Raw genomic sequence first — 23,599 nt, 5'->3', positions numbered from 1 at the left:
ATAATGACAAAGACTTATTCAACTATTGACCATCAACACATCATTTCTCTTGGTAAGCTAAAAGTGTTGCTGGCAGAAGACAATGAAGTAAACCAGTTGCTGGCAAAAGGAATTTTGAGGTACTGGGGAATGGAAACAAAGGTTGCTTCAACAGGTAATGAGGTTATTGAATTTTTAACTGACGAAGACTTTGACCTGGTATTAATGGATATTCAGATGCCCGAAAAAAGCGGCATAGAAGCGGCAACCGAAATAAGAAACCTCGTTGACTATAAAAAGAAAAACATTCCTATTATCGCCCTAACTGCCAATGCGCTTAAGGGTGAAGAGAAAAAATACGTGGCGGCGGGAATGGACGATTTTTTAACCAAACCTTTTAAAGAAGGTGATTTGTACGAAGTAATTGAAAGAGTCTTGCGAAAAGAAGGCGCGTTTGGAAGAAAAATGAGTTATCAAAAGGTGGAAATTAAAGCGGAAACAAAAAAGGCAGACGAAGAAAATTTATACGATCTAAAACAATTGGAAGAGATCGCTGGCGGGAATACGGATTTTCTTACTGCCCTGGCTAAAATTTACCTCGATACCATCCCTTCAACAAGTACAGAAATGGTTGAGGCAACCAAAGCAGGTGAATGGGATAAAACTTCGAAACTGGCCCATAAACTAAAGTCTACCATTGACAGCCTTAATATGCACGCTATTATAAAAGACATTCGGGCTATAGAAGTTGATGCAAAAAACCGAGTAAATACTGAAATAATTAAAAAACTTGCTCTGCATGTAGATACTGTTATTAAAAAAGTAGCCGTACAATTAAAGGCAGATTTCTCTTTATAGTACTGTCACGCTTTCTTGCTTCAATAAACGACGCTACATTCTCTTTGTTTTCCGACTGCACATTGCAGTCTTTTTTATTTTATACCGCCTATCACTGCCGGGGCATGGAACGATTTTTTTCTTTATTCTTAATTAAATATAAATCTGTCGTCTTATGAAACGTATTAAAAAAGGAGTTATGGCATTAATAATTGCTGCATCACTGACAGTTTATAGTTGCGGTCCAAACGATGACAAAGGTGGAATGGACCAGAAGAATAGTAGCGGGGAAGGAGCTATAGACAGTACAAGGCTACCAAATTTTGATACAGGGTCACTAATTATTAGTGATACAAGTAAATGAGTGTTCAAAAATATCTACAGTTTACATTAAGGTCATATAACATGTAAACACGCTTTTTAAATGTCATTATTAAAAATTCTATATGGCTACTTCAGGCGAACATGCATTTGAAAAAGAGATTGACAAGAGTGTCAATAGCGAGCAGGAAATGGCCGACAAGCCGGTGTATGAAAGGGACTATGATCGCCAGCTAAAAAAGCTGCAGGATAAGGTAGCTATTATTACGGGAGGAGACAGTGGTATCGGAAAGGCCGTTGCAGTACATTTTGCACGCGAAGGTGCAGATGTTGTAATTGTTTATCGTGCTGAGAAAGAAGACGCAGAAGAAACCAAAAGCCTGATTGAAGAAAAAGGTAGACGTGCTTTGCTTATTCAGACTGATGTAAGCTCAGAAACCAACTGCCAGGATATAGTAAAACAGACATTAGCAGAATTTGGAAAGATTGACATTGTTGTAAACAATGCAGCCGTTCAGGTGCCTAAAGAAGACTTTTCTGAAATTACTGCAGAACAATGGGAGGAAACATTCAAGGTAAATATACATGCGCAATTCTATTTAAGTAAGGCGGCGCTACAACATTTAAAACCCGGAGCATCTATTATAAATACCGCTTCTGTAAATGCTTATAAAGGACACAAATTACTCGTTGATTATACCTCTACGAAAGGTGCTATTATAGCTTTTACAAGGTCAATCGCATTACAACTGGCAGAAAAAGGAATTAGGGTAAACGCCGTTGCTCCCGGACCGATTTGGACCCCGCTCATACCATCAACCATGCATAAAGGACTTGATGAATTTGGACAGGAAGTACCGATGAAGAGAGCGGGGCAGCCGGCTGAGGTAGCACCCAGCTATGTGTTTCTTGCTTCTGAAGACTCAAGTTATTTTACCGGCCAGTGTTTACATCCCAATGGTGGATACATTTTAAATACGTAAACTAAAATTGACAACATGAATACAAACTCTGAGACAGGTGCAAAACTGTCGGTTAATGTTGGTAAAGTTGAACGGATAGTCTCGATAATTGGAGGTTCGCTCCTGATTTACCAGGCATTTAAAAAAGGCGAAACAAAGTTTCAACTTCCTGCCGCTTTGGGAGGGCTATACCTTTTCGCCAGGGGTGCCACCGGTCACGACGCTATTTATAGCCTTACGGGCAAACATAAACTTCCTGATACAGTTAAAAATATCAACATCATTACAAAGGTGACTGTTAACCGGCCACGAATGGAAGTGTATAATTTCTGGAGGAAGCTAAGCAACCTTCCCCTGTTTATGCAACATCTTGATAAGGTGGAGGTACTGGATGATAAACGTTCACACTGGACAGCAAAAATCCCCGCGCACCTGGGCACATTTGAATGGGACGCCGAAATCGTAAAAGAAATCGAAGGGGAATTGCTCGGGTGGAATTCATTGCCTGGCGCCACTATACACAACGCAGGAAAAGTTGAGTTTAGAGATATAGATGGCTACGGAACCGAGTTGCATGTAGTGATTACCTATCGTGCTCCTTTTGGCGATGTAGGCGAAGGCCTTGCATCGCTGTTGAACCCAATGGTAAAAAAGATGATTATAAAAGACATCAAAGGCTTTAAACGATACATAGAGGCAGGCGATATTGCAACAATAGAATAGAAATAAGAACCAAAAGACAAGATGAAATAAAATCGGACAACAATAAACGTTGTCCGTTTTTTTTAAAATTTCCTGTAGCCTGCGTTATACATCTATTTATCTTTTGTTGCGTCGCACCCTTGTACCTTTTGTTCATTATTCTGCCACTAAGCCTTGGACCGCATTTTCAACTTCTGCAAAGAAAACCGTCCTGCCATTTATTATCTTTTTTGATTTCGTAAAACTTTTGCAATGCAAATAACTAGCTTCGAACTTTTTCATTTAATTATGCTATACTTCTTTAACCCTCTACTATCTTACTAGTAATTAAAACGAGAAATGCCGTTAGACGAAAAAACAGATGAATATCAAAGCTTGTATTTAAAGCATTATGCAGGTTTTGTTTTTAAGAATAAGCTGGAAGATTTTGTGGCCTCTTATTTAATGAGTCTTCATTCTTACAATGTACCGTTGCTACAATTCTTCTCGCACCTGTCAGAACAACAATTATTAGCACATGCAAGAGCAGGCATCGTTAAATTACTGACAGGAATTGAAAACGAAAAGGCAATTGAAGATGTTAGAGAAAACCTTAAACAATGGAAACAAAACCTCTTACCAAATATTCCAAGGGAGGCCATATCACTAAAAGACATCACATTAATTTATTCTGCCCAAAAAATTTCTTTTCAATCTTTTCTACCATATTATACTACTGATGTTTCCGTAGCTACCCAGGTCTTTGCCGAAATTGACCTTTTTTACAAACAGGTGCAGGAAATGGCATTAGGCATACTTGACTTAATAAGAAAAGAAGATTACAAAAAAAGGCTCGAAAGCGATGAGAAGTACCGCAGCCTTTTCGAAAATGCGAGCGACCTTATTCATATTGCTGATGCTAATGGTTGCATTCTTTATGTAAACAATGCCTGGTCAGCTACTTTAGGATACAAGCCGGAAGAACTAAAAGGGCAGCCTGTTTTTAAATACATTAAACCAGATGATGTAGAAAGCTTTAAAGCTATCAGGAAAAAAACATTTGAAGAAAGACAAACATCAGTCGCTGTAAGAATAAACTTCTTAAAATCTGACGGCGAGGAAATTTCAGTTGAAGGTTCAATAAATTATAAGTATAAAGGTGATGAATTAGAATACACTACTGCTTTACTTCACAATATAACTCCCAAATTAAAGCAGGAAAAGCAGATACAATTTTACCTGGATAGACTAGCGGACCAGGAAAGAAACCTGCGCGACATTATAGAACATGCTCCTGATGGAGTAATTGTAATTGACAAAGAAAACCGGATCATTCTGTGGAATCCGAAATCAGAAGAAATTTTTGGATGGACAAAAGAGGAAGCAACCGGCAAAAAGCTCACTGATATTATTATTCCGCCTGCTTTACGAACAGCACATACCAACGGGATGAAAAGATTCATACTTACTAAAGAGGCTAAAATTCTGAATCAAACAATTGAGGTTCCGGCAGTACATAAAAACGGCAATCAATTTTATATTTCTTTGACTGTCTCGCACTCAATCCAGAACGGAAAAGATCTTTTCATTGCTTTTTTGCGCGATATAAGTAAACAAAAGAAAAACGAAGTTGAACTCGAAAACAAGCGGCATCAGCTTGAAAAGTCGAACAAGGAGTTAGAGCAGTACGCCTGGCTAACTTCTCACGACCTTAAAGAACCTTTAAGAAAGATTTTAACCTTTAGTGATGCTTTAATAAAAAAAGATGAAAACGGCTTAACTGACCAGGCTAAAAGTTATATCGGAAAAATTCATACATCGGCGGGCAGAATGAAAAGTCTTATAGAAGCAGTGTTGGCTTATTCTAACGTAGCATCAGATAATGATCTCTTCGTTAAAACTGATCTTAATAATATTCTCGGGGGGGTATTGGAAGATCTTGAAATAACGATCGAAACCAAAAAAGCATTGATTAAGTTGGATGTGTTACCGGTAATAGAAGCCATCCCGGTACAAATGACTCAATTATTTCAAAACTTAATAAGCAATAGTATAAAATACACAAAGCCAGAAAAGAAACCGGAAATCAACATTAGCTGCATACCGAAACTCGAAGGTTTTGAAATATCGATAGCAGATAATGGGATCGGTTTCGAAGAGGTGTATTATGAGAAAATTTTCCAGGTCTTTCAGCGCTTACACAGCAGATCTTATGAAGGTACTGGTATCGGCCTTGCACTGTGCAAGAAAATAACGGACACACATTATGGGCGCATTTATGTAGAAAGTAAGTTAGGTAGCGGCTCAATTTTTACTATCTACCTCCCTGAAAAACACGCACCTGTTAACTCTCCAACAGCTTAATGCCTGTTTTTGCCAGTGTTATTTTCTGTTGTTTAAACAAACTGCCTACTGCCATTTTAAAAGATTTTTTACTCATTCCAAAAAAGTCGTAAATCTCTTCAGGGTTAGATTTATCATGATATGGCAAGTACCCGTTATTCTCATTCAGCAAACGAAAAATTTTACTCGCTTCATCCTCTACCCTTTCATATCCTTGTTTACCAACAACTACATCTATTTTATTTTCTGGTCGAATAGTTTTTATAAAGCCCTTCATTTTGTCGCCGACCCCAATGTTCTGATAGATCTCGTTGAAGTGTAATACACCCGTGTGTACATTATTAATTATAACCAGATACCCAATATCGGTACGCCGATAAACAATCAGATCAACGGAATCGTTTTCTGCAACTGTAAGTTGTTCATTACTTAAGAAAGGTTCAATCTTTTCCGTCGCCGCCACTCTTCCTGTTTGTTCGTCTATGTAAATTTTTACAAGATATTCTGCACCCTGCCGCATTCCGCTTACTTGCTTGCTCTTGGGAACAAAGATGTCTTTCATCAATCCCCAATCTAAAAAAGCTCCCTGGTTAGTAACTGTAATGGCTTTCATCTTCACAATATCTCCCACCACACCTTTTGGATGTTGTGTTGTAGCAATCAGCCTTCCTTCGGAGTCATGGTATATAAAAACATTCAAATCGTCTCCAACTGCGAGACCTGCAGGCACAAAACGTTTTGGAAGCAAAATTCCCTCGGCTCCATCATCGAGGTAAAAACCAAATTCTACTTCACGCAAAACTTTCAGCACGTTATATTCCCCAACTTTTATCATATCATTTTCGTTTATCAAAGTTATAATCATTTCTAATCTCCCCGCGTTAGCAAGAAGCATTAGGAGTGCCACACCTGTAAGTGTGGCACCTAAAAAAAGCTACGCTTTCGCCCGCTCATACTGTACCGGCCAACTTACATCAACCCCGAGTGCTTTTGCCGCATGTAAAGCGAAATAAGGATCGCGCAGTAATTGCCTTGCCATAATAACTACGTCAGCTTTGCCCGATGCTACAATGTCCTCAGCCTGCTCAGGCGTTGTTATAATCCCAACTGCGCCTGTTAGAATCCCCGTTTCTTTTTTAATAGCTTCAGCAAACTGTACCTGGTATCCTGGTCCGGCAGTAATTTTTGCATGAGGTATATTTCCGCCCGATGAGCAATCAATGAGGTCTACACCTTTCGTTTGTAAGATTTTCGTTAGCTCAACGGATTCTTCTATTGTCCATCCACCTTCAGTCCAATCGGAGGCAGATATTCTTACAAAAAGTGGAAGATGCTTTGGCCATACCTCATTAATTGCATCTACAATTTCAAGTAATATTCGAGTCCGGTTTTCCAAAGAGCCTCCGTACTCATCTGTTCGCTGGTTACTTAGAGGCGAGAAAAATTCGTGTAAAAGATAACCATGGGCGGCATGTATTTCTACAACTTTAAAGCCCGCCTCCAACGCCCTATTGGCAGCAGTTCTAAAGTCATCTACTACTTTTTCAATTCCGCCTTTATCTAATGCCGTAGGATTTCGTTCGGTATTTCTAAATGCAATTGCTGACGGCGCTACCGTTTCCCAACCACCTTCCTCAAATGGTAACATTCGGTCGCCCTTCCATGGACTGTTATGACTTGCCTTTCTACCGGCATGGGCTAATTGTATTCCTGCAAAGCTTCCATGTGCTTCTATGAAAGTTGTTATTCTTTTCAGCCCTTCAATATGTTCATCTTTCCATATGCCCAGGTCATCTGGTGTAATTCTTCCTTCGGGTGATACTGCAGTTGCCTCAGTTAACACCAGCCCTGCACCACCTACTGCCCTGCTTCCCAGATGTACCAAATGCCAGTCATTCGAAAACCCATCAACGCTTGAATACTCGCACATTGGGGATACCACTATCCGGTTCTTAAACTCCACACCTTTTATTCTTAACGGTTCAAATAGTTTGGCCATGCTTTATTGTTTTAAAGAATTAGTTCAAAGATGAAAGAAGGTTCATCAATATCTATACCTCAAAAGACGGTAATTTAAAAATTACAAAGAGCGCGACAACCGTTCTTGCATAAGCCACGTCAGCGCGCTGGGTGCCAGGCGAAAGCGCAGGCAAACAGGCGAAGCAGTTTAGTAAACAAGTCGGCGAAGTCGCATTGCAAGAACGTAGCACGGCGGCTTAAGTTTTTTGACATGAATTATTAGTTCTCAGAATAGATAGAAGCTTTTGACCAATAACTTGTTTCACGAAACTTTCGGTATACGAGCACGATTTTCTACAACCGCTCTGTATTGCACCATATCCACTGCCTTTTCACTTCGGGCAATTACTACGGTTGCTACCGTGTTTCCTATCATGTTGGTTAGGGCCCGCGCTTCACTCATAAACCTATCAACGCCTATCAATAAAGCAAGCCCTTCAACCGGGACCACTTTTAAGGCCGTTAATGTTGATGCCAGCACCAAAAACCCACTACCCGTAATGCCAGCGGCCCCTTTACTTGTAATGAGCAAAATGCCGATAATAGACAATTCCTGTGCAAGAGATAATGGTACATTATATACCTGGGCAAGAAATATTACGCTTAGGCTTAAATAAATACTGGTTCCATCAAGATTGAAGCTGTAGCCCGCTGGAACAATTAAGCCAACTACACTTCTTGCACATCCGGCTTTCTCTAATTTGGCAATAATGTTTGGCAACACAGACTCACTGCTGCTTGACCCTAACACAATAAGCAACTCTGCTTTAATATATCCTAAAAGCTTCCAAAGGCTAAAGCCGTAATAACGGGCTATTAAATTAAGAATAACAAAAATAAAAAGGAGACTGGTTATGTAAAATGTCAACATCAACTTGCCCAGCAAGGCCAGGCTTGTAAAACCAAATTTTCCTATCGTATATGCCATTCCCCCAAAGGCACCAAAAGGACTTACTTTCATCACTATCTTAAGTACATTAAACAATACTTTGTTTAGCTTTTCGAAAGTCGTTATAACACTTTCACCATAGCTACCTAAATGCTTTAGTCCAACACTAAATAAAATGCCGAAGAATAATATTTGAATGATATCACCTTTTGCAAATGCATCAACAATATTAGAAGGAACAATGTGTAATATAAACTCTGCCCAATCAAACCCTTTTGTGTCGCCTTTAAATGCAGGCGCTCCTGCAACTGCACTTTGGGCAACACCAACACCTGGTTTTATAACATTAGCAACCACAAGCCCGATAATGATTGCAAGTGTTGTAACAATTTCAAAATACAAAAGCCCCTTACCTCCTACCCTTCCTATTTTCTTTAAGTCGCCCGCTCCTGCAATACCAAGTACAATTGTAAAGAAAATAACAGGAGCTATTACCATCCTGATCATATTAATGAACATTTCACTAATTAGTTTTGCAACCGGCGCAAAAGCAGGAAACAACCAACCAACCAAAACACCGGCAACAATGCCTATAATAACCTGTACATAAAGAACCTTCAAATATTTCATCAAATAATTTTCGCTGTATTATTGTTAGTAATGATTAATTAACCAAATTTCAATGCTTTCAATTCAATAGCTTTCGATCGCAACCCCTGGTGCTATTCCAATTTTTATAACGATGTATTTTCATTTCATTCAATCTTAAAAGCGGTAACGAGCTTTTTATATTCATCTTAAAAAGCTTCTTTTCGATGTTGCTTATTTTATTTGTACTCATAGATTTTACTTCAGGTACTTGGCTTTTTAAATCCCTTAATCCTCTTACTGTTTCTGTTTTTACATCTTGTACCAAAGACGATATGGATTAATATGGTTCATTCTACGCGTTGCTATTTCTAGAACCAATTTTATAGATACAAGCACACTTAAGAAGTAAACAAAGCAAATGTCTTACTTTTAAAAAATGAAACCAATTTTCTTGATAACCTTAATCAGCTTCGCACTAACATCGTGTCTGAAAACTAGTAATAGAAACCTGGGAGTTTACAATACCGCCGATGGTTATATTAGCTATCAACTAAACAATTATCCATTTGAAATTAATGGTGGCTACAATTCTTTTTCAAATACCGGCATTGGGGTATATGGTAGAAAATTACCGAGATCTGCAACTATTGAAAGTAGCAGGTACACAATTGTAGGCCAACTGTCTGCAAGAAGATCAATTGCAATTGTCCTGGTTACCGATAGCTTAACCTCTGGCACTTATACTACAAGTCATTCTTCGAACCCGATTACGACTGCTAAATTTGACTCGGCTCAATATGCGGGTAACAGGCCTGCAGATATTTTAAGAGTTGAGGTCGTAAGAAATCCAAATGGCACGATTGACGGAACTTTCTCAGGACAACTTTCCGCTTCTGTAACCGCCAATGGAGCAACAACTTACACGGAAGGATTGATTACCAATGGAGTTTTTAAAAATGTGGTAATAAATTATTGATAGTTACAATGAAGTGTGCATGGAGGATAAATATTGACTTTACAGTACAAGTGTGCGACGCAACTAAACCAGCCTAAAGTTATAAAGCCTGGTACCCACACTTTCTTTAACGCACCTTATAAACCTAATTTCTCAATAGCTAGTTGTGCAGCTATCTGACTTGCATCTTTTTTATTATAGGCTTTACCAATTGCAAGTTGCTCGCCATCTAAAACTGCGGCTATCGTAAAAACGCGACGATTGTTTTCAAGCTTTTCGGCAACTGTTTCGAAACCCAGGATCTTGCCATTTTTACTTGCCCACCCGATCAACTTATTTTTAAGATTGATATCTATAAGCTCAAGATCGTCGACATATAGGTGGGGAATGATCATTTGTTTCGTAACCCACTTTTGAGTCTTCAAATAACCTTTATCAAGATAGAAAGCACCGATAAGTGCTTCAAGGGTGTTACCAAAGATCTGGCTTCCTTTCAGCGAGCCGTCAACCTTATTATACAACGCCAATTTTTTCAGACCGATCTTAATAGCGAGATCGTTCAATTGCTGCCGGTTAACCATCTTACTACGCATTTCAGTAAGAAACCCCTCGCCTTTATAAGGATATTTTTTAAAGAGATAATCAGCAACAATAGCGCTTAGGATAGCATCGCCCAGGTATTCGAGCCTTTCATTGTTTTCGTCTGCATTTTCTTTAACGGAGCGATGACTGAGGGCTGTTGTATAAAGAGAAATGTTGTTGCTTTTAATGCCCAGCACATTCAGCAACTGCTTTTGTAAAGTCTGAATATTTTTTTTGCGTCGTAAAAATCGCTCAATGAATTCCACAATGTTAAGCTACATATTTTTTAACTATCACCGCCGCATTATGGCCCCCAAATCCGAACGTGTTACTTAACGCTGCATTTACCGGACGCTTCTGCGCTTTATTAAAAGTAAAATTCAATTGGGGATCTAATTCGGGATCATCAGTGAAATGATTAATAGTAGGTGGGATGATTCCGTGTACAATGCTTTGAATGCATGCAATGGCTTCAATAACACCGGCAGCACCAAGGCAATGGCCTGTCATACTTTTGGTAGAACTAATATTAAGTTTATAGGCATGCTCTCCAAAAACGTGTGTAATTGCTTTTAACTCAGCGCCATCTCCAAGGGGGGTTGAAGTGCCGTGAGTATTAATGTAATCAATGTCTTCTGGTTTCATTCCTGCATCATCAAGCGCTGAGAGCATCACATTTTTGGCCCCTAAACCTTCAGGATGGGGGGCAGTAATATGGTGAGCGTCTGCAGTAGCACCGCCGCCTGCAATCTCACAATATATAGGAGCACCACGGGCAATTGCATGATCAAGGTCTTCAAGTATAAGTACACCTGCACCTTCGCCCATTACAAATCCGTCACGGTCTTTGTCGTACGGACGGCTTGCGGTTTCAAATCCATCATTTCTTTCGCTAAGTGCCTTCATTGCATTAAATCCACCAACGCCAGCCTGGCTAACTACAGCTTCACTTCCACCGGTTACTATTATATCTGCCTTCCCTATCCTGATATAATTAAAGGCATCAATAATCGCATTGGTAGAAGAAGCGCAGGCACTGACAACAGCGAAGTTTGGTCCACGAAAACCATGACGCATAGAAATTTGCCCTGCAGCTATATCCAATATCATTTTAGGGATGAAGTAGGGATTGAAACGAGGGGTACCGTCTCCTTTAGCAAAATCAATAACTTCGTTTTGAAAGGTGATTAATCCACCTATGCCGCTTCCAAAAATCACCCCAACACGATCAGGGTTAACGGCAGCTTTATCAATCTTTGCATCAAGTACAGCCTGGTCGCTGGCTATAATAGCGATTTGAGCAAAACGGTCAATCTTACGGGCTTCTTTTCGATCGAGATAATCTGTAGCCTCAAAGTTCTTAAGTTCGCAGGCAAAACGGGTTTTAAATTTCGATGCATCAAACAGTGTTATCATATTAGCACCAGACACCCCGTTAATTAAACCATTCCAGTAATCCTCAAGATTGTTTCCCAACGGTGTTAAAGCTCCGATACCAGTTACAACAACTCGTTTCAATTGCATATTTTGCCTGTAAATTGTTAAGTGAATAAATCCGCCTTACAAACGCTAAACGCACTTATAAGGCGGATTAAAAAGTTTAAGCTAATAAATGATGTTCAATTATTTAGCGTGCTCTTCCAGGTAGGCAACAGCCTGGCCAACTGTTGTAATGGTTTCAGCCTGCTCATCCGGAATAGAAATATTAAATTCCTTTTCAAATTCCATTATTAATTCCACGGTGTCCAAAGAGTCGGCACCCAGGTCATTGGTAAAAGACGCTTCAGTTGTTACCTCAGCTTCATCTACGCCAAGTTTGTCAACAATGATTTTTTTAACTCTTGTTGCGATGTCTGACATTGTAATTAAGTTTAGTTACGGTTGCAAAAATATAATTTTTGGTAAATAAGCAACGAAATACCTGACTTTTATTTATAAAGCGAAATTCCGCCCCAAAACAAAAGCTTTTTCATGCCTGCCACTTACTGTATGTCCACACGCTATATATACTAACACAGCGCTTACCTCACTCATTCCTAGCAAGTTACTGCAACAATGTTCATTCATATTTTAAATTGCATTTCTTTTTTAAAGGAATTAGAGAAATCATTTTCGGAGTAGAGACATTTCAAGGGTATAGTTGATTTTACTTCATTTTTATTGTAAAACGAATTTTTAGACAGAGCATCGGGTCTTTATTGTTACATCGTTGTGTCACTCACTTGAACCGAAAGTTTCAATTCAGCATGTTCCAATTAGATAGATTACTTTCCTTAAAAGCTTATTGTACATCTCTTTGAAGCCAAGGTCAATTTTCTATTTCATTCTAGGTTTTTCTTGTTGATAGTTTTTGTAAAATCGCTTCTAACTTCTTGGGGTTATTCATGTATGGTTGCAAATTGAATAACTCTACTTTTCTAAACTCGCACGGATGACTCTCGCTTTGGAGAGAAATAAATCCTTCCTTTATCAACTTACCACCTTCCAAACCAGCTTTCTTCACCCACTTATCATTGCCGTCATACTGAGGCTTACCGTACACCATTACTGTATCGGTATTGACTATTTGTTTTATAATCGAGTCGCCCAACACAAGCGCTTCAGCCCGCACCCACTGTTCACCATGATAAGTTTTAGAACTTGAGTTAACACAATGAGGTGTAAAAAGCTTGCCTTTTAAAACCACGTTAGTACCCGGTGTGCAAAGGTTACAGGTAGACCGGTTGTCTTTACCGTTGCCCCCTAACAACTGGTCTTCCATACTAATTGGGAAGTCCTGGTCAAGAAACATGCTTTCAGGCGACTGACAATGCAACATAGCTCCACTGTTTCTGGTTGCCCAGCCGGGTCCACCCTTCACCTGGTCTCCAACAAAACGATATTCAATCACCAACAAATAAGCGCTGAACTTCTTCTTGTAAAAGACATGGCCATACTGCTCTTTAAAATCATCGTACTGATCATAACGAACCTTCATCACACCATCCTCTACGCGAAAAGTATTTCCAAAATTTTCATTTAACGGGTGATCTTTTATTTTCACTTTCCAATCTTTGAGATCCTTTCCATTAAAAAGCTTTATCCACTTCTGCGATGATGACTTTTGAGTCACAGCAACAAACGAGATTAGCAATACGCAAGCCCTGAATATTTGTTTCATTTTTTATTAATTGTATAGTTCTCTCTGATGAATGGTTGAATGTACGCCGTTTTAGAATTTCTCTGTTATGACAAATCCTACCATCCTTCTTTAAAAATTATCCGTAATTCTCCTATCTATAAATCACTATCTTCATTCTTAAGGCAGAAAAGTAAAATGAAACAATACAACTTTTATTACCTTGTATTCAAAAGTTACAAATGAAAAAAGCTTTAGTGTCTTTATTGATAATGTTTGCAGTTGTATCAACTTTACATGCACAAAACACAAAAAAAATGACGGAACAATTATTAAGACATGTAGTGTTATTGAAATTTAAAGATGCAAGTTCAGCTGCAGATATAAAAAAAGTAGAAACTGCTTTCCGCGAACTGCCTTCAAAAATAAAAGCGGTAAAAGGCTTTGAGTGGGGCACAAACAATAGTCCTGAAAAGATCAACCAGGGTTTTACACATTGTTTCTTTGTGACCTTTAAAACCGAAAAAGACCGTGAAGAGTACTTGCCCCATCCTGCTCATAAAGCCTTTGTAGATGTACTAACTCCACACTTGGATAAAGTTTTAGTAATAGATTATTGGGCAGGAAAATAAAATATTTTGGGCTCTACAATAAGCTCATAAAAGAATTTTCTCTACTTATAAAACTTCTATCTGGTTGCGAAGAAGATCCTCGAACACATCGGGCTTCCTTATCAATTTAGGTTCGCCATCTTTAACCAGCACTTCAGCCGGCTTCAAACGCGAATTGAAGTTGCTTGACATTTCGTAACCATAAGCGCCGGCATTATAAAAAACAAGGAAATCGCCCTCGCGCACTTCGTTGAGTTTGCGATCCCAGGCAAAAGTATCTGTCTCGCAAATGTTGCCCACAACAGTATAAATGCGTTCGGCACCTTTTGTATTCGAGATATTGTCTATACGGTGAAATGCTTCATAAAACATCGGACGGATCAGGTGATTGAAACCGCTATTGACACCAGCAAAAACGGTTGCTGTAGTTTGCTTAACCACATTTGCTTTAACGACAAAATACCCGGCTTCGCTTACCAGGTATTTTCCAGGTTCGAACCAGATCTGCAATTTTCTTCCCGTCTCTTTTTCATATCCGGCAAACGCTTCCGCAACCTTTGCTCCCAATTGATTTACATCCGTTTCAGGATCATCATGCTGGTAAGGCACTTTGAAGCCGCTACCCAAATCGATAAACTCAAGATTCTGAAAATGCCTTGCAATTTCAAACATCACCTCAAGTCCTTCGATAAAAACATTCACGTCCTTAATTTCACTACCAGTATGCATATGCAAACCCGTAACATTTAAATTCGTTGTTTTTACAATTCGCTCAATATGTCGAAGCTGATGAATTGAAATACCAAATTTGCTATCAACATGCCCGGTTGAAATTTTATAATTCCCGCCAGCCATGATGTGTGGGTTCAACCTAATACAAACAGGATAAGAGTTGCCATACCGGTTTCCAAACTGTTCAAGAATTGAAATGTTGTCAATATTGAGGTTAACTCCTAAGCTTTTACCTGCCTCTATCTCTGCAAAATCAACGCAGTTTGGGGTAAACAAAATATCCTTGGGTTCAAAGCCTGCTCTTAACCCAAGCATCACTTCGTTGATGCTTACACAATCAAGTGAAGCGCCTATTTGCTTCATCCACTTCAATATATTAATGTTGGTAAGTGCTTTACATGCATAGAAAAACTTAGAATCAGAATTCTTAAAAGCTTCTTTCAGTTTTTTAAATTGTTCTTCTATTTTTTCTGCATGATAAACATACACCGGAGTACCAAACTCGTTGGCAATATTAATTAACTGTTTAGTGGATAATTTTAGCGACATAGTGGGCAAAAGTAATTTGAAAAAAAATGTAAAGGGGAGTGAAAGAATGTTAATCTTCCCGTTTTATATCCTCAGATGACTCACCTTGTTTATCATCTTCAGATTTATTTTCGGCAGGCTCTTCTTCCTTAGCAGAATTATCTTCTTCGGCTATATTATTTTCCGCAGAAAGTTCAGTTTCTTGTTGCAGCGGTTTTTCAATAAGCTCTCCGGTATCTGCTACAATTAGGGTTGTGTTAGTCGCCTCCTGTGGTTGCGTAAGTAGTTCTTCACCTGGCACTGATTCGATTTTCGGATCGCTTCCAGCATGAGCATTTACTGCATCACTTATAAGCGTTCCCTGTATAGATTGTTCAGCAAGAACCTCTCTTATTTTAGGAAGGTCATCAGTTGAATTTATTCCGAAATAGTCCATGAAAGACCTGGACGTAGAATAAACCAGCGGCTTACCGGGCAGCTCTTCGTTTCGCCCGGAGATAATGATCAATTCTTTCTCAAGAAGTTTTTGAACCGAATAATCACTGTTAACCCCGCGTATTGCCTCTACTTCACCTTTTGTAATAGGTTGTTTATAGGCAATAATGGCAAGTGTTTCCAAGGCAGCATTTGAAAGCCTTTTTAAAAATTTCTCTCCATTTAAAAGTGCAACGGTCTTATAAAAATCTTTCTTGGTCAAAAACTGAAATCCACCGCCGCTTTCCTTTACTTCAAATGGATAAAACTCTGCACTGTATTTTTCACGGACCCCTTCGATAGCAGCCTCTATTTGATCGAGTGAGATTCTTTCTTCCATAAAACCAAAAGCATTGTTGATCAACTCAACAATATCTAGTGCAGTCAGCGGTTTATCGCTGGCAAAGATTAAGGCTTCGATATGTGGAATAATTTGTGAAAGTTCCATACCCCAACCCCTAACGGGGCTACTCTAAATCGTAATGAGACTTAAAGTTCTATTTATAAAGTGTAAAATTTGTCAAGACCGGTTTTCAATTCCCCTAGGTTGCCGGTTTAGCCATTCAACGCGGCTGCACCACTAACAATCTCGGTAAGCTCCGTTGTGATGGCTGCCTGCCTTGCCCGGTTGTATGAAATCTTCAAGGTTTTCAACAATTCGTTTGCGTTTTCACTTGCCTTATCCATGGCAGTCATTCGTGCACCATGTTCACTAGCGTGAGCATCTAAAACAGCTTTAAATAATTGCGTGTTTAAAATTTTTGGCATCAGTTCCGCAACTAGTTGCTCCTTTGCAGGTTCAAAAATGAAATCGGCTTTTTTCTGTCCGCCTTTTCTTTCAACTTTAGGAATTGGCAAAAATCTCTCAACTACAAATCTTTGCGTCGCTGCATTTTTAAACTCGCTATATACCAATTCAACCACATCGAATTCTTTGTTCTCAAATGCTTTCACCGCTGCTTTTGAAGCTGCTTGAACGGTATCAAAATGCAGGTTTAAAAAGACATCTTTAAAATCGGCGTTTGTTTTATAGTTCTGTTTGCTTAAGCTTTCAAAACCTTTTTTACCAATGTTCCATATTGTAACATTGCCCTTTTTAAACTGGTCGCTATACCTGGTAGAAATAGTTTCTTTAGTGAGCTTTACAATGTTAGCATTGTAACCTCCGGCTAAACCGCGATCGCTGGTAATAACAATTAAAAGAATTTTTTCTTTACCTCTTTCTAGCGCAAGGGAACCGCTCACATCATCGTCTCCGCTACTTACGATATTGCTTAGCATTTCCTGCAACTTCTGAGCATAAGGACGCATTTGAGTAATAGCATCCTGGGCGCGACGCAATTTCGCAGCACTTACCATTTTCATCGCTTTGGTAATTTGCTGCGTGCTTTGTACACTCTTAATCCTATTCCTTACCTCTTTTAATTGACCACTCATTTTTTAGGGTTTTAAGTTTCAATTCAATGAAACCAAAAAATATTATTAAAATTCTTCGACCTTTTCCTTTTTTTATATCCTGAAATTAAAGTCCAGCTACCGCACTAATTCTTTTTAAACGTACCAGCTTTTAGTTCCTAAGCATCTTTGTTGCGTCGCAATCACTTCATCGTTCTATCAATTTGCAGCAATAGCCTTTTAAGCAAAGAGCAAAAAAAGATTTCAACGGACTTAAATATTAAGAACAAACAGCATTTATTAAATCGGCTGCAAAGGTAAGGGATGGAAGGCAAAAGGCAAAAGCAGCGCTTTTGCGATAGCGCATTTTTGCTGAAAAAAGTGTAATGATGGAGAAAAAGAGGAGAAAAATTAATACTAATCGTACGCCTATGTAGCAGATCGCCCTCTTGCTTAATTAACTTAATTCTTTAAAAATTTTGTTATGCAGGCGGAGATAAACCTGGAAAGGAAAGAAGTTATGCAGGAAGTAAAAGATGAACATTGTTTTGCAGATGAAGTGATTGCGACGCCACGATGATTCAAGAGGGAACAAACGCTGGTATCACAAAAATTATAACGCCGAATAATTATACCTAAGAATTGACAGTAAGTTCTGTGTTGTTGGCGACTCGTACTTTACCTTTTTCATCTCTGTTTATTACCGGTTTTAAGGTTAGCCCGGCAAGAAATCCGAGGCCATAAGCGAGGTGAAGGGTGACATAAACGGGTGGGATTAAAACGGCTTCTTTAAGAGCCTTTTTGCTAATACAAGCAAAAGTGATTGCCACAGCAATATAAGTAGCAAGAGGTATCAGGCTAAGTTTAAAAGCTGGCAATAATAGTACAGGCAAAATTGCCAGGTAGATTACAAATAAAGATGGAACCAGGTGACGAACATTGGTTGCTGTCTTTACCTTTTTAAGAACGAGCGGTTTGTAGAGGCCGTACTGGTAATATTGCTTGAACAATAATTTTAAATTCTTCCGCGGGTGATAATAGAGTTTTATATCACGGCTTTGATATACTTTAAATCCCATACTTTTTGCCCGGTAGTGAAACTCATCGTCCTGGTTGCGCTTGAAATTGGTGTCAAATAAACCGGTTTTATCAAAAATACTTTTCTTCCAGGCGCCGAGATAAACGCTGTCGGTATACCCTTCAAAATTTTCAAAATGGAAAGAACTATTACCCACCCCAAACTTTGTAGTAGTTGCATAACCAATTGCATTTTGAATACTATTGCCCGACGCAATTCTCATTGCTCCTCCCACAATGTCGGCATCAGTTTTTTGAAAGGTCTCAATTATTTTTTCAAAGTAATGCAGGCTATAGTCGGTGTGTGCATCTAACCTTACAATGATGTCTCCTTTCGCAGCATTGATCGCTTTGTTTAGCGCAAACGGAACATAGCGATCGGGATTGTGCAATAGATGTATATTATTGTGCAGCAACATATATTCTTCAATGATGTCGCATGTGGCATCTGAAGAACTTCCATCAACCAATATCAGCTCTTTGTCGACAGGCAAGGCTGTTACAAAAAAATCAAGCACAGAGTGGATGTAAGTTGCTTCATTATATACAGGACATACGACAGTTATCATTGGAGGTAAAGAAGGAAAAATTTACAGATATTATATAAAAAATGACCTGTGCAAGTTAATGTTAGTATAAGGCTCGAAATAGAGTTGGCAGCAATATTATAGAAAACTAGCTATTCCGGAATTGAATTAAAAAGCCTGTTCCATAACACTTTTATATTGGCCCAATCGAACTCTTCGGCCTTTGTTCGTGCTGCAATACTTAGCCTTTCGCACAGCGAACGGTTATTTAAAACCCGAAAAATGGCTTCAACAAAAGCAGCTTCGTTGGCTGCCGGAACAAGCAAGCCATTCTGGTTATTTTCAATCAGGTATGGCACCCCACCCACATTAGTGCTGATTGTTATAAGTCCCAAAGCCATTGCTTCTACTACGCTTACCGGAAGGTTATCGAAATTAGTCGTATTAATAAAAATATCGCATTTAGCAGCAAGGGCAACCCATTGCTCACGTGGCAGTAATCCTGTAAAACTCACCCGATGATCCACTTCCAGTTCCTTAGCCAAGGCCTTACATTGCTGTAGACTTCCATCTTTATCAGGACCAACCATAGTGAGCGTTGCACCAGGATATGTTTTTAGCAACGTATAAAGAATGCGAATGCCTAGTGTAGGATTATAAATTTGATGAAAAGATCTCACCCAAAGAATGGCAGGAGCACAATTTGTTCTTTGGCGAAAAGGGTAAGCACCAATGCTGATATTATTGGGAATAACCAGGGAGTTCCAGTTATGATCAATCATACTTTTGTGTAAATAACCAGATACCGAAACGTTTATATAACTATTGCCAAAAAGCTGCAATGCTTTTTTAGGAGATCCTTTTATTCTGTCAGGAAGATTACCACCATGCAAACACGGAATGTAGGGAATATAAAAAAGGCGGCAGCATAAACCGCACATCCATGCAAAATAAAAAGCTGAAGTACTGTAAGTGGCTATTACCACAACAGAATTTAGCCTGTTATGGCTTATCGTAAAAAGCATGTCAAAAAGCCGCAGGGCTTTATTCTGCTTTTTGCTTGTTTGAATAACCGTATAGCCTTCGTTTTTAAAAAGTTTAACTAAAGTAGTTCCGGTGGTAGGGGTTTGGCCATGCCCGGTAAGAAAATTATCGACGTAAATAATCTTCCTATTCATACTTGTCCGGAAGGTAAATTTCTGGTTACCATCTTTAGTTTTTCAATTATGCATTGTTGCGACGCTCCTTTTAAGGGCAGTCTCTTTTTTGATCTTTTTCTGCTTTGTATACAATTAACCTTCAAAAGCTTCCAGCGATTTTTTTAAGATATACTACTGTTTATCGCTTCCCTTTTTACTTTAGATATCACCGCCTGAAATTTCCCATTTCTGTTTAATGGGATTGAAGCAACTTCTTCAATCGTAATATTCATTTCTCCCAGCTGGCTCTGTACCCTTTGCAAGATCAAAGCTTTTTCCTCTATTGTAAGTGAATTTTCTGCTTCAATTTTTATGTGGATACTTGCCACCTCTTCCTGTAAAACCTGCGCTTTTCTTATCTTCTCCAGTCCATAAAAAACGCTGTGGAAGCGAACCATTTCACGACCATCTCTGCCAATTACCACATCTTCAATTCTTCCAACAATTTCTTTAATTACCGGCATGTTCCTTCCGCAGCTGCAAGGTTCGCTGCTTGCAATCATTCTGTCACCAATTTTGTACCTGATGAGTGGTTGGTCAAAGTTTAGCAGACCTGTACAGTACACCTCTCCTGCAATTTCATTAGGTACAGGTTTTAAATCGTCATCAAGAATTTCAATAATACCTGCATCAGGATTTACATGAAGACTTCCTTGTTCACATTCGCTGACCATTCCGCATGCTTCAACGCTTCCCCAGCTATCGAACGTTTTGCAGTTATATACTTCTCTAAACAGTTGCCTCATTTCGGGCGTAAGCTTTTCACTTGAAGGAAGTACTGCTTTAAGCTCAGGCGCGTTTAGATTATTCTCTTGTAAGAAACGAGCAAGAAAAAAGTTGCTGGCGGCGTAGCCTGTCATGTATTCAACCTTGTGTTTTCTAATTCCTTCGAGATAGTTGCAGGCGTTGGCGGAACTGATGTGATAAGCTGAAAAGTAGGCCTGTTTTTCGAAATAATTATAGCGATAAAAAGGAGGGGTGTTTGCGCTACTGGCTAAAATTCGTCGACCGCCTATCATGCCGCGGGGGACAAAACTGCTTACTCCTGCCCAGTTTCTTATTCTTGCTTCGAAAATGCCAAACCACTTTTGGTGCATAGAATGAGCATACAAAATTTTTACCGGGGTGCCTGTACTGCCACTGGATGAAAAGAAGGAACTCCTCTTTTCTTTGGTAGCGGACAAAAGGGTTGTAGTTCCAAACTTTCGCAGGTCATCTTTTGCTAGTATGGGTAAATCTGCAAGCCTCCCTAAATCTATACTCCGTAGTTGAGCAGCAGTTAATCCTTTCTTTTCGAAGGAATTTTTGAAAAAGGCCACGTTCGCATTGGCATGTAAAAGTAATTTTTGAAGTTCGGCCTGTTGGTACTTTGTCCATTGCTCGCAGGTATAGCTTTCCCTTTCTTTTGCTGCTTTATACGCTTCCGGAAATATGCCACCAAATCTTCTTTTCTTCCATTGGTATCCAAACGCTGAGATGAGCACATTTTGAAGTGCTACTGGACTGTTTTGATAAATTGTTTCTGTAAGAGGCAATAGGTTAGTATGTTTTTATGGATCTATCGGGTGGATTTTACTACTGATGTGAGTATTTGAATAACAACTCTTATTTTTAAATGGCTCGTATAAACTTTGCAGGATTACCGGCATAAATTCCCGGCTTACTTATATTTTTTGTTACCACTGAACCGGCGCCGATTACTACATTGTTACATACATTGACCGGTAGCAGTGTGGTGTTGCTGCCAATCGAAACGTTATTGCCAATCGTTGTAGGCTTCCATAATTCTTTTTTGCCTTCAGCTGGTGCGCCTGTTGAAAACAGGTCGTTAATAAACATAACACCGTGCCCAATAAAACAATCATCACCAATTGTAACCAACTCGCAAATAAAAGAGTGGCTTTGAATTTTACAACAAGCACCAATAGTTACATCTTTTTGTATTTCCACAAAAGGACCGATAAAAGAATTTGAACCAATATTGCAGCCATAGAGGTTAACAGGCTGTATCAATTTCACGTTTTCGCCGAACGTAACATTTACAATTCCAATACTTAGCATAGCGGGATTAGCCATCTCAATTATTTAATTGTTTTGATGACTGGTATATCTTTTCTATTATTTCAACTGTCTTCATTCCTTCAAAAGCGCTTGCTGAGATAGAACCGTTGTGCAATAAGACCTGTATCAAATTTTCATACACCTTGTCGTGATTTGACATGGAGCCAACATAACTTCCATAATTATTTGCTCTGTTACCTGCAGGAATATTTTTAAATTCAAAGCCTTCAATATTCTGGTATTCCAGTTCATTCAGGTACTCACCTCCTATCTTCACTGTTCCTTTTTCTGCAAAGATGGTAAGAGAACCTTCCATATTTTTATTGTAACTATTTACAGTGTAATTGATAGTACCAAGGGCTCCATTATCGAACTCAATAGCTACTACCCCTGTATCCTCAAACTCTATAATTTCCTGGTGGGTAAAGTTTGACGTAAGGCAATAGGCACGTTTTACATCTCCTATCATCCAATAAAGCAAATCAATGAAATGACTGAATTGCGTGAATAGAGTACCGCCATCTAAATCCTTTGTTCCTTTCCACGAGTTGTGATAATAATCAGCATTCCGGTTCCAGAAACAGCTTAATTGGACGCTATATATTCTTCCTAAAATTCCTTTATCAATAGCATCTTTAACTGCCACCACCGGGGGATTGAACCGATTTTGCTTTACTGCAAACAGAGTCCTTTTCACCTTTTTAGCTTCTGCAATCATTTCTATGCAATCTTCAACCTTTATGGCCATTGGCTTTTCGCATAATACATGAAAACCTGCCCTTAAAGCTTTTATTGAATGAGCAGCATGTAAGCCGTTTGGTGTGCAAATAACAACGACATCAATATTTTTTTCGCACTGTAAAAGTGTGTCTATTTCTGTATACACTTTTACGTCATATTTCCCGCCGAAGTTGTTTGCTTTCTCTTGCACTAAATCGCATACGGCCACCAATGTTCCATACGCTTTTATATGCTCAGCATGCCTCTCAGCTATTCTTCCACAACCTATTAAAGCAAACCGTATTTTCATTCGTAATCCTGTATTTTGGAAGCAGCTGAAGTACTCAATTACTGTACAAATGAGTGACACAACAATGGTGAAAAATGATGTAAAGCTGGCGCCATAAAAATTAAATAAACTTGTGCATCACAAAAGTTTTAGTATGTTCTTCCCTGGTAGTCCAGCCGAAATTTAAATATGCTTTAATAGCCCTTTGGTTGTTCTTTTTTACTGACAACACCATCTCGCTTTGATGAAACTGCTTTGTCTTGTTTTCAAACTCGGTCATTAATTGTTGCGCTAATCCCTGGCCACGAAAATCAGGATGCACACCTATTACCACAAGTCCTACGTGTTGATTGAAAGGTTTAGAATCAGAAACAGGCTTAAAAGGCTTTGCCTTACCGGTGATCTTTCGCTTGATATTCATCCAGAGGAAAGGATAGTTTTGAGTTACTTCGGGATGAAACAGCAAAACCGGTTTTTTTAAGATTCCCCTGATTGCCTGCTTAAAGGCGTACTGAAGCATTCCGCTGCTACTACCATCGCCTGGTTTTAAAGGCATAAATCCTCCACAATAGCCTACCACCCTTCCGTTGTTTGTGATGTGAAAAAGAAAGCGATTGGGATTTTCTAAAAACCATTCCAACGTTTTTTGCACGTAAGACCTACCTAACCTTGTAGCAAGAGAATCGGTAAAACAAGCCATATGACAGGT

The 23,599-nt window shown here is 39.0% G+C and carries 23 protein-coding genes; 7 read left to right on the top strand and 16 right to left on the bottom strand.

Going from position 1 to position 23,599, the window contains the following annotated elements; all coding sequences use genetic code 11:
- The first annotated feature begins 3 nt into the window (after positions 1-3).
- The 5 genes from JWR87_RS01705 to JWR87_RS01685 all read left to right on the top strand — a co-directional run bounded on the left by JWR87_RS01705 (position 4) and on the right by JWR87_RS01685 (position 5,144).
- Positions 4-837 (top strand): response regulator, encoded by an 834-nt coding sequence (locus tag JWR87_RS01705; protein ID WP_297814826.1) that lies wholly within the window; start codon positions 4-6, stop codon positions 835-837.
- Between the two features lie 178 nt (positions 838-1,015).
- Positions 1,016-1,180 (top strand): hypothetical protein, encoded by a 165-nt coding sequence (locus JWR87_RS01700; RefSeq protein WP_297814825.1) that lies wholly within the window; start codon positions 1,016-1,018, stop codon positions 1,178-1,180.
- Positions 1,181-1,262: 82 nt separating this feature from the next.
- On the top strand, positions 1,263-2,120 hold the full coding sequence (locus JWR87_RS01695; RefSeq protein WP_297814824.1) for an SDR family oxidoreductase: 858 nt from the start codon (positions 1,263-1,265) through the stop codon (positions 2,118-2,120).
- 15 nt (positions 2,121-2,135) lie between these two features.
- The gene (locus JWR87_RS01690; RefSeq protein ID WP_297814823.1) at positions 2,136-2,822 is read left to right on the top strand and encodes an SRPBCC family protein; all 687 of its coding nucleotides are present in this window, start codon (positions 2,136-2,138) and stop codon (positions 2,820-2,822) included.
- A gap of 318 nt (positions 2,823-3,140) precedes the next feature.
- Entirely contained in the window at positions 3,141-5,144 is a 2,004-nt protein-coding gene (locus tag JWR87_RS01685) for a PAS domain-containing sensor histidine kinase (RefSeq protein ID WP_297814822.1), read from the top strand.
- On the opposite strand, the gene JWR87_RS01680 is transcribed toward JWR87_RS01685, so the two are convergent.
- The 3 genes from JWR87_RS01680 to dctA all read right to left on the bottom strand — a co-directional run bounded on the left by JWR87_RS01680 (position 5,125) and on the right by dctA (position 8,661).
- Complete coding sequence (locus JWR87_RS01680; protein ID WP_297814821.1) at positions 5,125-5,958, bottom strand: S1-like domain-containing RNA-binding protein; 834 nt, start codon at positions 5,956-5,958, stop codon at positions 5,125-5,127. The genes JWR87_RS01685 and JWR87_RS01680 overlap by 20 nt on opposite strands.
- Before the next feature lie 99 nt (positions 5,959-6,057).
- Positions 6,058-7,122, bottom strand: coding sequence for an NADPH dehydrogenase NamA (namA, locus tag JWR87_RS01675; RefSeq protein ID WP_297814820.1), 1,065 nt, complete (start codon positions 7,120-7,122; stop codon positions 6,058-6,060).
- Between the two features lie 282 nt (positions 7,123-7,404).
- The gene (gene dctA / locus JWR87_RS01670) at positions 7,405-8,661 is read right to left on the bottom strand and encodes a C4-dicarboxylate transporter DctA (protein ID WP_297814819.1); all 1,257 of its coding nucleotides are present in this window, start codon (positions 8,659-8,661) and stop codon (positions 7,405-7,407) included.
- Between the two features lie 397 nt (positions 8,662-9,058).
- On the opposite strand from dctA, the gene JWR87_RS01665 reads away from it, so the two are divergent.
- On the top strand, positions 9,059-9,598 hold the full coding sequence (locus JWR87_RS01665; RefSeq protein WP_297814818.1) for a hypothetical protein: 540 nt from the start codon (positions 9,059-9,061) through the stop codon (positions 9,596-9,598).
- A gap of 116 nt (positions 9,599-9,714) precedes the next feature.
- Here JWR87_RS01665 and rnc read toward each other — a convergent pair whose 3' ends face one another.
- The 4 genes from rnc to JWR87_RS01645 all read right to left on the bottom strand — a co-directional run bounded on the left by rnc (position 9,715) and on the right by JWR87_RS01645 (position 13,319).
- Positions 9,715-10,425, bottom strand: coding sequence for a ribonuclease III (gene rnc, locus JWR87_RS01660; RefSeq protein WP_297814817.1), 711 nt, complete (start codon positions 10,423-10,425; stop codon positions 9,715-9,717).
- A gap of 4 nt (positions 10,426-10,429) precedes the next feature.
- Positions 10,430-11,683 carry a beta-ketoacyl-ACP synthase II gene (fabF, locus tag JWR87_RS01655; RefSeq protein WP_297814816.1) on the bottom strand — a complete coding sequence of 418 codons (1,254 nt, stop codon included), beginning with the start codon at positions 11,681-11,683 and terminating at the stop codon, positions 10,430-10,432.
- A gap of 99 nt (positions 11,684-11,782) precedes the next feature.
- The gene (locus JWR87_RS01650) at positions 11,783-12,019 is read right to left on the bottom strand and encodes an acyl carrier protein (RefSeq protein ID WP_018617185.1); all 237 of its coding nucleotides are present in this window, start codon (positions 12,017-12,019) and stop codon (positions 11,783-11,785) included.
- Positions 12,020-12,485: 466 nt separating this feature from the next.
- Entirely contained in the window at positions 12,486-13,319 is an 834-nt protein-coding gene (locus tag JWR87_RS01645) for a DUF1080 domain-containing protein (protein WP_297814815.1), read from the bottom strand.
- A 200-nt stretch (positions 13,320-13,519) separates the two neighbouring features.
- Between JWR87_RS01645 and JWR87_RS01640 the strand changes: the two genes are divergently transcribed.
- Positions 13,520-13,909: a Dabb family protein gene (locus JWR87_RS01640; RefSeq protein WP_297814814.1), complete on the top strand. Its 390-nt coding sequence runs from the start codon at positions 13,520-13,522 to the stop codon at positions 13,907-13,909.
- A gap of 45 nt (positions 13,910-13,954) precedes the next feature.
- On the opposite strand, the gene lysA is transcribed toward JWR87_RS01640, so the two are convergent.
- The 9 genes from lysA to JWR87_RS01595 all read right to left on the bottom strand — a co-directional run bounded on the left by lysA (position 13,955) and on the right by JWR87_RS01595 (position 23,590).
- A complete protein-coding gene (lysA, locus tag JWR87_RS01635; RefSeq protein WP_297814813.1) occupies positions 13,955-15,169 on the bottom strand; it encodes a diaminopimelate decarboxylase in 1,215 nt (404 codons plus the stop codon).
- Between the two features lie 49 nt (positions 15,170-15,218).
- A complete protein-coding gene (gene scpB / locus JWR87_RS01630) occupies positions 15,219-16,070 on the bottom strand; it encodes an SMC-Scp complex subunit ScpB (protein WP_297814812.1) in 852 nt (283 codons plus the stop codon).
- A 107-nt stretch (positions 16,071-16,177) separates the two neighbouring features.
- Positions 16,178-17,059, bottom strand: coding sequence for an ATP synthase F1 subunit gamma (gene atpG / locus JWR87_RS01625; RefSeq protein WP_297814811.1), 882 nt, complete (start codon positions 17,057-17,059; stop codon positions 16,178-16,180).
- A gap of 593 nt (positions 17,060-17,652) precedes the next feature.
- Positions 17,653-18,663: a glycosyltransferase family 2 protein gene (locus JWR87_RS01620; RefSeq protein ID WP_297814810.1), complete on the bottom strand. Its 1,011-nt coding sequence runs from the start codon at positions 18,661-18,663 to the stop codon at positions 17,653-17,655.
- A 110-nt stretch (positions 18,664-18,773) separates the two neighbouring features.
- Positions 18,774-19,799: a glycosyltransferase family 4 protein gene (locus tag JWR87_RS01615; protein WP_297814809.1), complete on the bottom strand. Its 1,026-nt coding sequence runs from the start codon at positions 19,797-19,799 to the stop codon at positions 18,774-18,776.
- A gap of 143 nt (positions 19,800-19,942) precedes the next feature.
- Positions 19,943-21,355: a hypothetical protein gene (locus tag JWR87_RS01610; protein ID WP_297814808.1), complete on the bottom strand. Its 1,413-nt coding sequence runs from the start codon at positions 21,353-21,355 to the stop codon at positions 19,943-19,945.
- Between the two features lie 76 nt (positions 21,356-21,431).
- Entirely contained in the window at positions 21,432-21,896 is a 465-nt protein-coding gene (locus JWR87_RS01605) for an acyltransferase (RefSeq protein WP_297814807.1), read from the bottom strand.
- A gap of 1 nt (position 21,897) precedes the next feature.
- The gene (locus tag JWR87_RS01600; RefSeq protein WP_297814806.1) at positions 21,898-22,911 is read right to left on the bottom strand and encodes a Gfo/Idh/MocA family oxidoreductase; all 1,014 of its coding nucleotides are present in this window, start codon (positions 22,909-22,911) and stop codon (positions 21,898-21,900) included.
- A gap of 100 nt (positions 22,912-23,011) precedes the next feature.
- On the bottom strand, positions 23,012-23,590 hold the full coding sequence (locus JWR87_RS01595) for a GNAT family N-acetyltransferase (RefSeq protein WP_297814805.1): 579 nt from the start codon (positions 23,588-23,590) through the stop codon (positions 23,012-23,014).
- Positions 23,591-23,599: the final 9 nt, after the last annotated feature.

Origin of the sequence: Segetibacter sp. (assembly GCF_025963695.1) — a bacterium.
GTDB lineage: Bacteria > Bacteroidota > Bacteroidia > Chitinophagales > Chitinophagaceae > Segetibacter.
The sequence above is the reverse complement of the archived record's forward strand: the minus strand, read 5'-3'. Positions and strand labels throughout refer to the sequence as shown.